Genomic DNA, 14301 nt, shown 5'->3' on the forward strand with positions numbered 1-14301 from the left:
ATCTTCGGCTGATCAGTGCTGGCATATCGCGAGTACGTCACATATATAGGATCATGTCAATAGCGCTCGTCAAGTGCGCCGATTGTCATGCTTGACGACCTTTCCACGATGCGTTTACCGTCTGCGAGGAGCGACTTCGGCCCGGTCAAGAGGGCCGAGTTCAGCTGTTGGGGGGGAGGGCTCCCGATGGATGTGCTCACTGAAGGCGTTGAGCTGAGCCATGCGGACCTTGCGCTGCTGGCGGAGCTGGCCAAGGGAGTCACGGTCGACCGGGTGGGCAGACGTCTGGATATCAGCGGACGGACAGTACGTCGAAGGTTGCGAGGTATCTGCGACCGGATAGGCGTGGCCACGGCCATCGAGGCCGTGGCATGGGCGGCCCGCCGCCAGTTGATCTAGCTCCCTGTTTCCGCGCGGGCCCGTTCCCCGGGTATCCGTTGCATTTCGGTGCGGTCCCGCGACTTTCCGTGATCCCCGTGATTTCCCGGGTCCCCGGGAAACTTTCGGGAAGGCTCACGACTTTCCGGAAGACTTGCGCCGGATTCCGGAAGGCCCGCGACGGAAAAGGGCCGACGTGCGAACGCCGGCCCGCCGCCGGCGGGGCCCGCCACCGCGCCCGCCACTGGGCCCGCCGCTGGGCCCGAGCGCGGCTCAGTCGGCGACGCGGACCGCGCCGGCGAAGGGACGGCGCGCGATCGAGGCGATCCGTACCACGTCACCGGTCTGCGGCGCGTGCACCATCATGCCGCCGCCGAGGTAGATGCCCACGTGGTGCAGGTCGTTGTAGAAGAACACCAGGTCACCCGGCCGCAGCTCCTCGCGCGAGATGTGCCGGCCGGCGGTCCACTGGCTGCCGGTGTAGTGCGGCAGGGAGATGCCGACCTGCTGGTAGGCCGCCATCACCAGGCCCGAGCAGTCGAAGGAGCTGGGCCCGTCGGCCCCCCAGACGTACGGCTTGAGCTGCTGCGTGAGCGCCCAGCGGGCGGCCTGGGCGGCCTTGCCGCTGCCGACGATCGGCAGGTTGACGCGCTGCGCCCGCGTACCGGGCCGGCCGGCCTCGCCGAGCGCCCGGCTGAACAAGTTGCTCTCGACCTTGGTGACCAGCTTGGTGATCTTGTTGCGCTTGGTCTCGAGTTCGGTGACCAGCTTCTGGACCTCGTCGATGCGCGTCTTGGCGCCCGCCCTGGCCCGCTCGGCGGCCTCCCTGGCCTTGGCGACCTGGTTGACCTCCTCGCCCTGCTGCTGCCCGAGGATGTACATGGTGGCCGCGCGGTCGAGGAACGAGTCGGCGTCGACGGAGCCGGTGAACGGCAGCAGGGGGTTCAGGCCGCCGGTGATGTAGGCGTTCTGGGCCAGCAGCGCGGCCTTGGCGCGCTTGGCCTCGAGGTCGGCCTCGCTGCCCGACAACGTCTTCTGGGCGGCGGCGGCGGCCTTCTGGGCGGTCTTGAGCTTCTCGCGGTGGCCGTTGAACTGCTCGGTCAGCGTCTCGATCTCGGTGTGCATCTTCTCGACCTGCTTGGCCAGGTCCTGGAGCGACGGTTTGGGGTCCGCGGACGCCGGGCCGACGGGGGCGGCGATCAGCAGCGCGGCGAGTGTGAGACTCACCACACCGCTGAGGCGGCGTGACCGCTGCGCCCTTTCACGAGGACGGGCGCGCGTGCCCGCCGGCTTTCCCCCGCGCTCGCGCGTGCGCTTCACCAATCGAGCCCCTCTCATCGACGCCTACCGGGTTAGCTGACGGGTTCGGGCCTGAGCAGCCCTACCGAACGTCTCGGATTCACCCCGATTGGCGGCGATTGGCAGGTCGCCGCCGGCGGGTCCCCGGCTCCCCTCGCGGGGATTGGGCGTGTTCCCCGCGCGCGACACGCGGGGAACATCGTCGCTGGACACTAATGCACTCCGAGTTCGTGCTCAACCGGAACTGCCGAGTTCATAGAGGTTTCACAACCGAAGGGTCACAAGGTGATCTCGTGCCCTGCCGTGCGGATCGGTCTTTATGTCCGCATCGCCGAAGCTTCCGCCACCTGCGGAACCCGCGCGCATATGACCACCACATGTAACAAGATGGGCCGAGACATGGGAGTTAGGGCTGAGCCGTAATGACATCTGTACCCTGGATAGCCATGGAGCAGGTGGCCGAACTGACAGCGCCCGAGGGCGGGCCGGAGACCGCGGTGGTGGTCCGGCGTGCCCGCACGCCCGACGTGCGGGCGATCAGGCGTCTGGTCGACACCTACGCGGGGGCGGGGCCGCGACTCCTTGAGAAGGCCACGGTGACCCTGTACGAGGACGTACAGGAGTTCTGGGTGGCCGAACGGGGCGGGCAGATCGCCGGCTGCGGCGCGCTCCACGTGCTCTGGGAGGACCTCGCGGAGGTCCGCACCGTGGCCGTGGATCCCGAGTGCCGCGGCACGGGCGTCGGCCATCGGATCGTCTCAGCACTGATACAGCAGGCGAAGGATCTGGGTCTGCGGCGTGTATTCTGTCTAACTTTTGAGGTCGATTTCTTCGCGAGGCTGGGGTTCCGCCCGATTCAGGGCACGCCGGTCTCACCGGAGGTCTACGCCGAACTCCTGGCCTCGTACGACGAGGGTGTCGCGGAGTTCCTCGATCTGGAACACGTCAAACCGAACACCCTGGGCAACACCCGCATGCTGCTCCATCTGACATCGGGTGACGCAGACCTCGACCAGATGGAAAGGTGATTGTTGATTCCTATGTCGATACGTTGGGCAGCACGAGCATGTGTCCTGACACGTGCCACATGCGCACTCGAAGCGAGGTGACACGGTGAGCACCGGACAGCCGCCGTATCCACAGGACGAATCCGGCGAGAATTCTGCGCCTGGCACTCACTACGGGCAGCAGAACCCGGGACGCCACCCTGGCGAGCCCGACCCCGACGCCACTGTGATCGGCTATCGGGCGGACGACGCCTACGGTCAGGGCTACGGCCAGCAGAGTCAGCAGCAGGGCCAGCAGCAGGGTTACGGCCAGCAGCAGTACGGCCAGCCCCAGCAGGGTTACGGCCAGCAGCAGCAGTCCCAGCCCGGCTACGGCCAGCAGCAGTACGGCCAGCAGCCGGACTACGGTCAGCAGCAGGGTTACGGTCAGCAGGGTTACGGCCAGCAGCCGCAGTCGGGCCAGCAGCCCCAGTACGGGCAGCAGCCGGACTACGGTCAGCAGGGTTACGGCCAGCAGCCGCAGTCGGGCCAGCAGCAGTACGGCCAGGCCCAGCAGGGCTACGGTCAGCAGCCGCAGTCGCAGCCCGGCTATGGCCAGCAGCCGCAGTCCCAGCCGGACTACGGCCAGCAGGGCCAGTACGGTCAGGCGCAGCAGGGTTACGGCCAGCAGCCGGACTACGGCCAGCAACAGGGTTACGGCCAGCAGGGCTACGGCCAGCAGCCGCAGTCTGGCCAGCAGCCCCAGTACGGGCAGCAGCAGGACTACGGCCAGCAGCCCCAGTCCCAGCCCGGCTACGGCCAGGCCCAGCAGGACTACGGTCAGCAGTCGCAGCCCGGTTACGGCCAGCAGCCGCAGTCCCAGCCGGACTACGGTCAGCAGGGTCAGTACGGTCAGGCGCAGCAGGGTTACGGCCAGCAGCCGGACTACGGCCAGCAGGGCTACGGACAGCAGCAGCAGTCCCAGCCCGGCTACGCCCAGCCCGGTTACGGCCAGCAGCCCGGCTACGACCAGCAGCAGTACGGCCAGCAGGGCTACGGCCAGCAGCCGCAGCAGTACGGGCAGGGCGGCTACGGCCAGCCCGGGTACGGCCAGCCCCAGCAGGGCTACGGCCAGCCGATCGGCGTCCAGCCGCCCGGGGCCCCCGCGCCGCTGGCGGAGTGGTGGCAGCGCCTGGTGGCGAGGATCATCGACGGTGTCATCTTCGGCATCGTGATGGGCGTGGTTTCGCTGGCCCTGACCCCGCTGTACCCGTCGTACAGCTCGATCACCGGCATCACCAGCGGCCTGACCTTCGGGATCCTGTACTACCTCGCCGTCTCGATCGTCGTGACCGCCATCTACGTGGCCTACGACTTCTTCCTGGTCAAGCTGAAGGGCCAGACGGTCGGCAAGATGGTCATGGGCATCAAGGTCGTGCAGGTGGGCGGGCCCGTTCAGCCCGAGGGCCTGGCCAACGACGTGTCGCTCAAGCGGGCGCTCGTGACGGTGGGCGGCTACCTCTTCTACTGGGTGCCCCTCGTCGGCACGCTGCTCACGGGCGTCCTCTACGCCCTCAACGGCGCCTCCCAGCTCTGGGACAAGCCGTTGCAGCAGACCTTCGCGGACAAGTTCGCGAAGACGCTGGTGGTGAAGATCAAGTAGTCTTCCGCCTACGAGACATAGGGGCCGGCCTCGCCGGCCCCTATGTTTTGTGCGCGGACCTGTACCACAATTGTGGTCAGCGACCAGAGCCCCCGATCCGATGACGTGAGGTGGGAGTTATGGCCGGGACGGCCCCGTGGCCGGACAGGCTGCCCGCGGAATGGTGGGAACGCCTCGGCGCCCGGCTGATTGAAGCGCTCGTCTTCGGGGTCTTCTATTACATTCTGTTCATCGTCCTATGGGGCTTCTTCCGAACTGTCGGGATGCTCGAGGTCTTCGGCGGGCGGCTGGCGGGCGTCTTCGCGTGGCTCGTGGCGGGGCTGGCTTATGCCGGCTACGACTGGTGGGCGCATTCCCGGCGCGGGCGGACGTTCGGTAAGGCGATCATGAGGATTCACCTGGCGCCGGAGGGCGCGTCGCGCCGGGTTCTGCTCAAACGGGCCCTGGTCTATCCCGCGCCTGTGATGCTCATGGGCATTCCGGTCGTCAATCTGGTGGCGGGAATGCTGCTGTTCGGGGTCGGGTTGCTGATCCTGATCGACAAGCCGCTGGAGCGGGGGCCGCACGACCGCTTGGCCGGAACACGGGTCGTAAAAGATCTTCGCTGAGCCATCCGTACCTGGGGCGATGTCTTTTCGCAAAATTTTCGCATGATCCGGTAAGGAGCCTGGAGAGACTGGCATTAGGCTATGGGGCGTCCGGGTTGCCGGATGTTGGCGCCCCTGCGACACGCAGGGCATCTGTGTGCCGCTATGGTCGGATGCGGGTGGTTGTCGCCTGCGTGTCACATGAGGGGAGCGGTGCTCCCCGTGGTCACGCTCCCAGCGCTTAATGCGCCCCGAAACCCCGGTAGCCGTGGAGGCGAGGACGAATGGAAGCCCTAACAGACGTATTGTCAGCGCTCATCCCCCCGGTGGTGGTGGGGGGCGCCTTCATCTTTGGCGTCGTGAAGCTGGTCCGATCCGAGGCGCTGGGAGGCCGGCGAAACCGCGAGGATCCGGTCGACCCCCAGAACTGATCGGCCACTCAGCCGAATCCCCGTAGCGCTGAATTGTCTCCACGCCTTTCCGGGTATATGTTTGGGCAGGCGAATGAAACAATGCTCCGCGAAAGGATTGCGTACATGGCCAAGCAGATCCAGGAGATTCTCATCGATGACCTCGATGGGGGCGAGGCCAATGAGACGGTCAGCTTCGCTATTGACGGCTCCTCCTATGAGATTGACCTCAGCGACCTTAACGCGAAGAAGCTGAGGGACGCTCTCACGCCTTTCGTGCAGCACGCGCGCAGGGCAGGTGCCGTGTCCACGCGCCGCCGCGGTCGTGGCGGCAACCGCGCGATGAGCCGCGAGAAGAGCTCCGAGATCCGGCAGTGGGCCAAGGCTCACGGCATGCCGGTCAGCGAGCGCGGCCGCATCGCCTCCACCGTCGTGGAGAAGTACGAAGCCGCTCACTAAGGGGCCGGCTCTCGACCATGCGCTTATGATGTTCGCCTTGGACCCCGGCGGCCGCCATAGGCGCATGATCGTTACTGCGGCGTCCCCGAAAGCGGGCCGTCGCGGAAGATGATCTCCTTGAGCGCCCAAATGCGGGCGTTTAGGGCACACGCGTTCCGTCCTCGCCCCCGGCGCCGCCATATGAGCGGGCGCCGGGCGCGTGGAAAGCCCTGTGGGGGCGGCCATACCTCATTCCGCGTACGCCAGGCGCGTACGGACCGGCCGGCCGCCCCCCATCAACTTGTGGCAGGGCTTGTACGGCGGGCATTCCCTTCGCGTGACGGCCGGCGCCGCGCTCATGGAACGGGCCATGCGAAATCGTGGGAGTGCGGTTAACTCCCGCGACCTCCTTCACTCGCTGTAACGCTAAAGCGGCGTCATGGCCGACGCGCTGTCATCGAAAACCTTGTCGCTCGCGGCTGTGCGGAGTCCCGATAACCTTGCTTCCGATCAAGGGGTGCAGCCGGGCATAACCGGCAAGTATGAGCATCCCTCGCACAATGGTCGCTTCTGCCGGTATCCACGCACAATGCCCCCTCCGGCGCGGAGATCGTGATTGGCTCCGTGCAAGGGGCGTCTGATGGTGCGGGGGAACGCCTCCGGTAACCCGGCTGACCGGATGGCGGGCATTACCGATTACCGTCGGTGCCGGATACGCGCGAAGCCCGCGGCCGTCGAGCTTTCGAGCCTTCGGGAGCACATCGTCGCAGGACGCGCGCCGGGCCGGATCCGCCGGGCCGGGTCACTGAATCGTGAGGAGCGAAGAGGTTGTTCGAGAGGCTCACCGACCGGGCGCGGCGGGTGGTCATCCTGTCCCAGGAAGAGGCCAGGACCCTTAACCACGGCCACATCGGCACCGAGCACGTCCTCCTCGGTCTGCTCCGCGAGGGCGAGGCCGTGGCCGCCAAGGTCCTGGAGAGCCTGGGCGTCGGCCTGGAGGGCGCGCGCGGGAAGGTGGCGGAACTGCGCGGCCGGGGCGAGACGGCCCCCACCGGGCACCTCCCGTTCACCACGCGGGCCGCGAAGGTCCTCGAACTGTCGAACACCGAGGCGGCCGAGCGCGGCGTCGAGCACATCGGCACCGAGCACCTCCTGCTCGCGCTCCTCCGGGAGGGCACGGGCACGGGCGTCCAGGTGCTGACCGGGCTGGGGGTCGAGCCGGTCAGGGCCGGGCAGGCCGTCGAGGAACTGCTGCGGAAGTACCGGCCGGCGGGCCCCTGAATTCCGCCCTTTGCCCGTGGTAGGCGGTCCGTGCCGCGTTGTGCTCAAGGCGTAGAGCGCTCACTTGGCCTTGCTTCGCATCGCGACATAGGATGATTTCGCAACAGGACGTGGCATCCGAGATGCAAGGGGCGAGGTGGCATCCCCACGCCGGCTCCGCGCCAGGCGTCCGGTGGGCGATCCGTGTGGGTCCGCATACGCCGTGGACGGCAATTCGCAGACGTTTCCTTGAAGCGTCCTAAACATCGTTCGCTTGCGGCGTATCGGGAACACGTCACCCCCGAACAGTAGTTGGATGGAGGGTGAACGCCCTGCTCTCGGGGAACGTCTCTGTTATAGAGCGTGTCAGCGGCAGTGGGCACGGTTCGCCGAGCCAGGGCTAGCATGCGGGAGGACGGGACCGGATTTACCGGCCTGACTGACCGCTCTGTGAGGAGCGACGAGATGTTCGAGAGGTTCACCGACCGAGCGAGGCGTGTTGTCGTCTTGGCCCAAGAAGAGGCCAGGATGCTCAACCACAACTACATCGGCACTGAGCACATTCTTCTTGGTTTGATCCACGAGGGTGAGGGCGTGGCGGCCAAGGCTCTGGAGAGCCTGGGCATCAGCCTTGAGGGTGTGCGCCAGCAGGTCGAGGAGATCATCGGCCAGGGCCAGTCGGCTCCGTCGGGGCACATTCCGTTCACCCCGCGGGCCAAGAAGGTCCTCGAGCTGTCGCTCCGTGAGGCTTTGCAACTGGGTCACAACTACATCGGCACCGAGCACATCCTGCTCGGGCTCATCCGTGAGGGTGAGGGTGTCGCGGCCCAGGTGCTGGTCAAGCTTGGAGCTGATCTCAACCGTGTGCGGCAGCAGGTCATCCAGTTGCTCCACGGTTACCAGGGCAAGGAGCCGGCCGCGGCGGGTGGCCCGCAGGAGTCGGCCCCGTCCACCTCCCTGGTGCTCGACCAGTTCGGCCGCAACCTGACCCAGGCGGCCCGCGAGGGCAAGCTTGACCCGGTCATCGGCCGTGAGAAGGAGATCGAGCGGGTCATGCAGGTCCTGTCCCGCAGGACCAAGAACAACCCCGTTCTCATCGGCGAGCCCGGCGTCGGCAAGACCGCCGTCGTCGAGGGCCTGTCGCAGAAGATCGTCAGGGGCGAGGTGCCCGAGACGCTGAAGGACAAGCAGCTCTACACGCTTGACCTCGGCGCCCTGGTCGCCGGCTCCCGCTACCGCGGTGACTTCGAAGAGCGCCTGAAGAAGGTGCTGAAGGAGATCCGCACGCGCGGCGACATCATCCTGTTCATCGACGAGCTGCACACGCTCGTGGGTGCGGGCGCCGCCGAGGGCGCGATCGACGCCGCCAGCATCCTCAAGCCGATGCTGGCCCGCGGTGAGCTGCAGACGATCGGCGCGACGACGCTCGACGAGTACCGCAAGTACCTGGAGAAGGACGCGGCCCTCGAGCGCCGCTTCCAGCCGATCCAGGTGGCCGAGCCCTCACTCAGCCACACGATCGAGATCCTCAAGGGCCTGCGCGACCGCTACGAGGCCCACCACCGCGTGTCCATCACCGACGACGCGCTGGTGGCCGCCGCGCAGCTCGCCGACCGCTACATCAGCGACCGCTACCTGCCCGACAAGGCGATCGACCTCATCGACGAGGCCGGCTCCCGGATGCGCATCCGCAGGATGACCGCTCCGCCGGACCTGCGCGAGTACGACGAGAAGATCGCCAACGTGCGTCGCGACAAGGAGTCCGCGATCGACGCGCAGGACTTCGAGAAGGCCGCTGCCCTCCGCGACCAGGAGAAGCAGCTCCAGCTCAAGCGCGAGCGGCGGGAGAAGGAGTGGAAGGCCGGCGACATGGACGTCGTGGCCGAGGTCACCCAGGAGCTCATCGCCGAGGTCCTGGCGACCGCCACCGGCATCCCGGTCTTCAAGCTGACCGAGGAGGAGTCGCAGCGCCTGCTCCGCATGGAGGACGAGCTCCACAAGCGGATCATCGGCCAGGACGACGCCATCAAGGGCCTGTCGCGCTCGATCCGGCGTACCCGCGCCGGTCTGAAGGACCCGCGCCGTCCCGGCGGCTCGTTCATCTTCGCCGGCCCGTCCGGCGTCGGTAAGACCGAGCTGTCCAAGGCTCTGGCGGAGTTCCTCTTCGGTGACGAAGACGCGCTGATCAGCCTGGACATGTCGGAGTTCATGGAGAAGCACACCGTCTCCAGGCTGTTCGGCTCGCCTCCCGGCTACGTCGGCTACGAGGAGGGCGGCCAGCTCACCGAGAAGGTGCGGCGCAAGCCGTTCTCCGTGGTCCTGTTCGACGAGATCGAGAAGGCCCACCCCGACATCTTCAACTCGCTGCTGCAGATCCTGGAAGACGGTCGCCTGACCGACGCCCAGGGCCGCGTGGTCGACTTCAAGAACACGGTCATCATCATGACCACCAACCTCGGCACCCGCGACATCTCCAAGGGCATCGGGGTCGGGTTCGCGAAGTCCAACGACACCGAGTCCAACTACGAGCGGATGAAGGCCAAGGTCCAGGAGGAGCTCAAGCAGCACTTCCGGCCCGAGTTCCTCAACCGTGTCGACGACATCGTGGTCTTCCACCAGCTCACGCCGAACGAGATCATCAAGATCGTCGATCTGATGCTCGCCCAGGTGGACTCCAGGCTGAAGGACCGCGACATGGGGCTCGACGTCTCGCCCGAGGCCAAGCAGCTCCTCGCCGACCGTGGCTACGACCCCGTCATGGGCGCCCGGCCGCTGCGTCGTACGATCCAGCGTGAGCTGGAGGACTCGCTGTCGGAGAAGATCCTCTACGGCGAGCTCCGGCCCGGACAGGTCGTGAAGGTGGCCGTGGAGGGTGAGGGCGACAACGCCACGTTCACCTTCAAGGGCGAGACCATCTCGCAGGTCCCCGACTCGGCCGCCGCGATCGCCGCGCCGATCCAGCACTGAGCGCTGGGCCGCCGCCGAACTCCGGCCCGCCGCCGGGCTCCGGACCGATGCAGAACCTCGGTCCGGGCCGGCGGCAGGTCAGGGCGGACGACAGGCCCGAGCCGGTGATAGGCCCGGGTCGGTGGTAAGCCCTTCCGGTTGTAGGGCCGCGCCGGTGGTAAGCCCGAGCTGACGAGAAGCCCCCGTGTGAGCATGCTCACACGGGGGCTTTCGCATGTGCCGAGATCACTTTCGCCGAGTGCGTCACACCCGGAAGGGCCGTCACGTCTTACTCGTGGAGGGGACCACGAGGGTTCCCCCGGCGGCTTCCGGCGCGCTGCGGCGGTCCGCGGCTCGGCCGAAGGGGGTGTGGGCGGGGTTGAGGACGCTCCTGCGGGCCTGTCACACGTTCCGGGCCACCTGGGGTCCCCGGTCGCCTGTTGGTCGCTTTGCGGGGCGATGGGCGATTCGTGGTCGGCTCACGGACGGAGATGCGGAGAAGTGAGACGGTTGCCGTCGTTGCGTAATTGTTGGATGTGCGGGTATCCCGCCACCGCGAGTAGTACTACACTGCGTAGAGCTTCGCCAAGTCTCACGCATGTGAGCCACAAGAGCGCGTCCCCAAGCTGGGGGCCTGCTCCCTGGGGAGTAGTGAGAAGTCAACTCGGGGCGGACGCGCGTACCACTCGCGAGCCGACATGCTCACATGGTTCGCACGTCCGAGGCGGGCCACGGGAAACACGAGCAAGCCCTGGAGGAAACCGATGCGCCTGCGTCACGCTGACGGAACGCTCGTTCACCTCGCCTACAACGCAGGCGTCCACCCCGCTGAGGATCTGGAGAACCTCATCGCGCACCTCACCCGGTACGCGGTCCCGGTGCGCAAGCGGCTGGGCGTGGAGCGCATGGGCATCGGGCTGTGGTTGTCCCCGGGCGTGGCCGACCATCTCACGGCCGACCGCATCGAGCTCGTACGCCTGCGCCGCTCCCTGGAGGAGCGCGGCCTGGAGGTCGTGAGCCTGAACGGCACCGGCGGCCGTAACCAGGAGGTCCCCGGTCCCGACTGGGCCAAGCCCGAGCGGTATCGCTACACGATGGCGCTGGCCAAGATCCTGGCCTTCCTGCTGCCGGAGGACGTACGGTTCGGCAGCATCTCGACCATCCCGATCGGCTGGCGTCGCGACTGGCCTGCCGACCTGCACACCATCGCCACCCGCCGGCTGGAGCGGCTGGCCCGCGAGCTGCGCGGCATCTACAGCACGACCGGCAAGACGATCAGGGTCGGGTTCGAGCCGTGGCCCGGCTGCGTGCTGGAGACGACCGAGCAGGCGCTGGAGCGGGTGTGCGGGATCGACTCCGAGCACCTGGGCGTCTGCCTGGACGCCTGTCACCTCGCCTGCGACGCCGGGGAGCCGGGCGCGGCGCTGAAGGGCCTGGCCGAGGCCGGTGCGCCCGTGGTCAAGCTCGGACACGTGCACAACCACACGGGAGACACCCCGGGCACGGGGGCCGTGCTGCAGGACACGCTGACGGCCATGCTGTCGGGCGCGGTGAGCGGCAGCGCGCACATCGAGGTCGAGACCCACAACCTGACCGTTCCCGGGCGGGCCAAGGGGCCGGGGGCGCTGGTGTCACTCCTGGCCGAGGAGCTGGCGTGGGCGCGGACGAACCTGACCAGCCTGGGGCTGCAACTGGCCGCCTGAGCCCCTCCGGCGGCCCGGGGCGGTCAGAGGTTGCCGAACCAGCCGGGCGTGTCCAGCCGCCACGGGTTGCCCGGCGTCATCCTGCGCAGGTCTGACTCCAGTTCCCGCAGCCGGTCCGCACCGAGTTCGGCCGCCCAGCGGGCGCGCAGGTCGTCGAAGACGCGGGCCGAGCGGTCGAGGGCGTCCATCCCGTACGCGGTGAGCCGGACGATCTTGCGCCGGCTGTCGGCCGGGTCCGTCGTGCGTTCGACGTAGCCGACGCGCTCCAGCGTGTCGATGGTCTTGCCCGCCGCCTGCTTGGAGACGCCCAGCGTGCGGCCCAGCTCGACGGCCGTGGTGCCGTCGGGGCCGATCGCCTGCATGACGAACCCGTGCATGGGCCTGATGTCCGGATGGCCCTGCTGGTGGAGCTCGGTGTGCAACTCGTCGATCAGCATCCTGAACGCGAGCAGCAGGCGTAGCGGAAGCTCGAAGCCGGGCACGTAGCTTGACACGATAGACAACCTGGTTAACTATATGGACAACGTAGTTGCCTATCTTAGGGGGTGAGCGGGCGTGACCGTCATACGTGACGCCGAGGCGCGGCGATCGGAGACCCCGGGCGGGGTCATGACGACATTCGCCTCGCCGGCGCAGGGAGGGGCCTCACGGTCCCTGTGGCAGGTCGAGGCCCGGCCGGGCGCCGTGGGGCCCGTGCACGACTTCGACAGCGAGCAGGTGTGGACCTGGGTGGCCGGGGCGGCGACCGTGGAACTGGGCGGGGAGCGGCACACCGTCGCCGCCGGCGACACCGTCGTCATGCCCGCCGGCACGGTGCGGCGGGTGCTGGCCGACCCCGCGGCCGGCTACACCGCCGTCGTCACCGCGCCGGCCGGCGCCAGGGCCCTCGGTCCGGACGGCGCGGATCTCGGCGTCCCGCCGTGGATCGTGTGAGCACCGCGTGAGGGAGATGTCCGTCGTCCCGGGAGCCGCTGCCCGCCGGGTCGAGACCCCGAACGGGGTCATGACCACCCTCGCCTCCCCGACGCAGGGGGCGGCCGGGCAGGCCGTCTGGCGGGTGGACGCCAGGCCGGGCATGGCGGGGCCGTCGCACGCCTTCGACACCGAGGTGGTGTGGACCTGGCTCGACGGGGCCGCCGTGGTCGAACTGGGCGGTGAGCGTTACGAGGTGGGCGCGGGCGACACGATGGTGCTGCCCGCGGAGGTGAGCAGGCGGATGTTCGCCGACCCCGAGCGCGGGTTCGTCTCGATCGTGGCGGCCCCGGCCGGCGCCCGGGTGTACAACCCGGGCGGCGTTCCGGAGCCGGACGCCTGCGACCTGGCACCGAAGGGCGCAGAGCGGCTCGTGCCGCCCTGGGTACGCTGAGCCTCCAGGCTCAGGAGTGGGGCAGCCGGTAGGTGCCGTCGTCGAGAGCCTCGGCCAGGCCGTCGGCCACCAGGCCGTCGAGGGCGCGCTCGCGCTGCACCGCGTCGTCCCACACCGCGTCGAGCGCCGCCTTCGGCACCGGGCCGTGGGCCTCACGCAGCACCTCCAGCAGGCGGCCCCGGCACTGGCGGTCGGTGCCCGCGTACGTCTGGCCCCTGCGCGCGGGCCCGGCGTGCGGCGGCTTGCCCGCCAGCCGCCAGGCGCACACGTGGGTGATCGGGCAGTCGGCACAGCGTGGGGAACGGGCCGTGCACACCAGCGCGCCCAGCTCCATCACCGCCACACCCCAGCGGGCCGCGCCCAGCTCGGGCAGCAGGCTCTCCGCCAGCCGCCGCTCGGCCGCCGACGTGGCGTTGGGCGGGTACTCCTCCGCGCGGACCGCCCGCGCGAACACCCTCCTGACGTTGGTGTCCAGCACCGCGTGCCGGCCGCCGTAGGCGAAGCTCGCGACGGCGGCGGCGGTGTACTCGCCGATGCCCGGCAGGGCCAGCAGCGTCGCGTGGTCGGACGGCACCTCGCCGCCGTGCTCCTCGGTGATCGCCCTGGCGCACGCGTGCAGGCGCAGCGCGCGGCGCGGGTAACCGAGCCGGCCCCAGTGGCGTACGGCCTCGCCGGGCGGCTCGGCGGCCAGGTGCGCGGGAGTGGGCCAGCGCTCCATCCACTCGTGCCAGATCGGCAGGACGCGGACGACCGGGGTCTGCTGGAGCATGATCTCGCTCACCAGCACCCCCCACGGGGTCGCGTCGGTCGTCCGCCAGGGCAGGTCTCTGGCGTTGTCCTCGTACCAGTCCAGTACGGGGGTGTGCAGGAGTTTCGGCTCAACCACGGGGCCAAGCGTATTAGGAGTTGACCTCCCCTCCCCCCGTGAACGAGGACGGTCTCCTTGCGGTTATCTGATGACAGCGCCCGGCGTGTCGTCACTCTACGTCGAAGGTTGCTCACGATCCTTGGTGTATGGACCCCGAGACGATGCGTGGCGACGGCGGCGACATCTACTGGCGGCGCCGGATGAGCGTGCTGGTGGCGGTGCTCGTCGTGGTGGCCGTTGTGGCGTGGGCGTGTTCCAGTGGCGGCAGCGGCCCGGAACGCAGCTCCAGCGCGCAGTCCTCACCCAGCGTCAGTGCCGGTACCAGTGCCACCCCGGCCACCGATCCGCTGCTGGCCGGCCTGCGTACGCTCGCCATGGGCACCGCCAGCCCCTCGCC

Annotated in this window: 12 protein-coding genes, 2 pseudogenes and 1 riboswitch; of the genes and pseudogenes, 11 read left to right on the forward strand and 3 right to left on the reverse strand. The window is 68.5% G+C overall.

The genetic code is table 11. From position 1 onward, the window contains the following. Nucleotides 1–186: 186 nt before the first annotated feature. Nucleotides 187–399, forward strand: coding sequence for a LuxR C-terminal-related transcriptional regulator (locus FAF44_RS28435; RefSeq protein ID WP_043615366.1), 213 nt, complete (start codon nt 187–189; stop codon nt 397–399). Nucleotides 400–651: 252 nt separating this feature from the next. Here the strand turns inward: FAF44_RS28435 and FAF44_RS28440 are convergent, their stop codons facing one another. Beyond that, complete coding sequence (locus FAF44_RS28440; RefSeq protein ID WP_237106359.1) at nt 652–1605, reverse strand: NlpC/P60 family protein; 954 nt, start codon at nt 1603–1605, stop codon at nt 652–654. A gap of 99 nt (nt 1606–1704) precedes the next feature. Continuing rightward, a riboswitch (cyclic di-AMP (ydaO/yuaA leader) is annotated at nt 1705–1857 on the reverse strand. A 266-nt stretch (nt 1858–2123) separates the two neighbouring features. On the opposite strand from FAF44_RS28440, the gene FAF44_RS28445 reads away from it, so the two are divergent. From FAF44_RS28445 to FAF44_RS28475, 7 genes and pseudogenes are all read left to right on the forward strand, one after another. Beyond that, a complete protein-coding gene (locus tag FAF44_RS28445) occupies nt 2124–2705 on the forward strand; it encodes an amino-acid N-acetyltransferase (RefSeq protein WP_237106360.1) in 582 nt (193 codons plus the stop codon). An 85-nt stretch (nt 2706–2790) separates the two neighbouring features. Next, nucleotides 2791–4326, forward strand: a complete 1536-nt coding sequence (locus FAF44_RS55955; protein WP_237106361.1) for an RDD family protein — start codon at nt 2791–2793, stop codon at nt 4324–4326. A 119-nt stretch (nt 4327–4445) separates the two neighbouring features. Then, a complete protein-coding gene (locus tag FAF44_RS28455; protein ID WP_237106362.1) occupies nt 4446–4934 on the forward strand; it encodes an RDD family protein in 489 nt (162 codons plus the stop codon). A 515-nt stretch (nt 4935–5449) separates the two neighbouring features. Further along, nucleotides 5450–5782 (forward strand): Lsr2 family protein, encoded by a 333-nt coding sequence (locus tag FAF44_RS28460; RefSeq protein ID WP_237106363.1) that lies wholly within the window; start codon nt 5450–5452, stop codon nt 5780–5782. An 807-nt stretch (nt 5783–6589) separates the two neighbouring features. Next, a pseudogene (locus FAF44_RS28465) lies at nt 6590–7027 on the forward strand (Clp protease N-terminal domain-containing protein); the annotation flags it as partial. A gap of 459 nt (nt 7028–7486) precedes the next feature. Further along, nucleotides 7487–9988, forward strand: coding sequence for an ATP-dependent Clp protease ATP-binding subunit (locus FAF44_RS28470; RefSeq protein ID WP_237106364.1), 2502 nt, complete (start codon nt 7487–7489; stop codon nt 9986–9988). A gap of 743 nt (nt 9989–10731) precedes the next feature. Next, on the forward strand, nt 10732–11670 hold the full coding sequence (locus tag FAF44_RS28475; RefSeq protein ID WP_237106365.1) for a sugar phosphate isomerase/epimerase: 939 nt from the start codon (nt 10732–10734) through the stop codon (nt 11668–11670). 23 nt (nt 11671–11693) lie between these two features. Here FAF44_RS28475 and FAF44_RS28480 read toward each other — a convergent pair whose 3' ends face one another. Continuing rightward, the gene (locus tag FAF44_RS28480) at nt 11694–12164 is read right to left on the reverse strand and encodes a MarR family winged helix-turn-helix transcriptional regulator (RefSeq protein ID WP_237106368.1); all 471 of its coding nucleotides are present in this window, start codon (nt 12162–12164) and stop codon (nt 11694–11696) included. 61 nt (nt 12165–12225) lie between these two features. On the opposite strand from FAF44_RS28480, the gene FAF44_RS28485 reads away from it, so the two are divergent. Beyond that, nucleotides 12226–12603: a cupin domain-containing protein gene (locus FAF44_RS28485; protein WP_237106366.1), complete on the forward strand. Its 378-nt coding sequence runs from the start codon at nt 12226–12228 to the stop codon at nt 12601–12603. A 16-nt stretch (nt 12604–12619) separates the two neighbouring features. After that, the gene (locus FAF44_RS28490; protein ID WP_237106369.1) at nt 12620–13036 is read left to right on the forward strand and encodes a cupin domain-containing protein; all 417 of its coding nucleotides are present in this window, start codon (nt 12620–12622) and stop codon (nt 13034–13036) included. Between the two features lie 10 nt (nt 13037–13046). On the opposite strand, the gene FAF44_RS28495 is transcribed toward FAF44_RS28490, so the two are convergent. Then, nucleotides 13047–13805, reverse strand: coding sequence for an A/G-specific adenine glycosylase (locus tag FAF44_RS28495; protein ID WP_237106370.1), 759 nt, complete (start codon nt 13803–13805; stop codon nt 13047–13049). A 245-nt stretch (nt 13806–14050) separates the two neighbouring features. On the opposite strand from FAF44_RS28495, the pseudogene FAF44_RS28500 reads away from it, so the two are divergent. Next, a pseudogene (locus FAF44_RS28500) lies at nt 14051–14301 on the forward strand (hypothetical protein); the annotation flags it as partial.

It is taken from the genome of Nonomuraea sp. MG754425 (assembly GCF_021699195.1).
Classification (GTDB): Bacteria; Actinomycetota; Actinomycetes; order Streptosporangiales; family Streptosporangiaceae; genus Nonomuraea.

Bases quoted from the DNA above. Each gene is read 5' to 3' on its own strand.
- FAF44_RS28470 (WP_237106364.1), top strand. From the start codon at position 7,487: ATGTTCGAGAGGTTCACCGACCGAGCGAGGCGTGTTGTCGTCTTGGCC.
- FAF44_RS28455 (WP_237106362.1), top strand. From the start codon at position 4,446: ATGGCCGGGACGGCCCCGTGGCCGGACAGGCTGCCCGCGGAATGGTGG.
- FAF44_RS28460 (WP_237106363.1), top strand. From the start codon at position 5,450: ATGGCCAAGCAGATCCAGGAGATTCTCATCGATGACCTCGATGGGGGC.
- FAF44_RS28490 (WP_237106369.1), top strand. From the start codon at position 12,620: ATGTCCGTCGTCCCGGGAGCCGCTGCCCGCCGGGTCGAGACCCCGAAC.
- FAF44_RS28445 (WP_237106360.1), top strand. From the start codon at position 2,124: ATGGAGCAGGTGGCCGAACTGACAGCGCCCGAGGGCGGGCCGGAGACC.
- FAF44_RS28435 (WP_043615366.1), top strand. From the start codon at position 187: ATGGATGTGCTCACTGAAGGCGTTGAGCTGAGCCATGCGGACCTTGCG.
- FAF44_RS28495 (WP_237106370.1), bottom strand. From the start codon at position 13,805: ATGCTCCAGCAGACCCCGGTCGTCCGCGTCCTGCCGATCTGGCACGAG.
- FAF44_RS28475 (WP_237106365.1), top strand. From the start codon at position 10,732: ATGCGCCTGCGTCACGCTGACGGAACGCTCGTTCACCTCGCCTACAAC.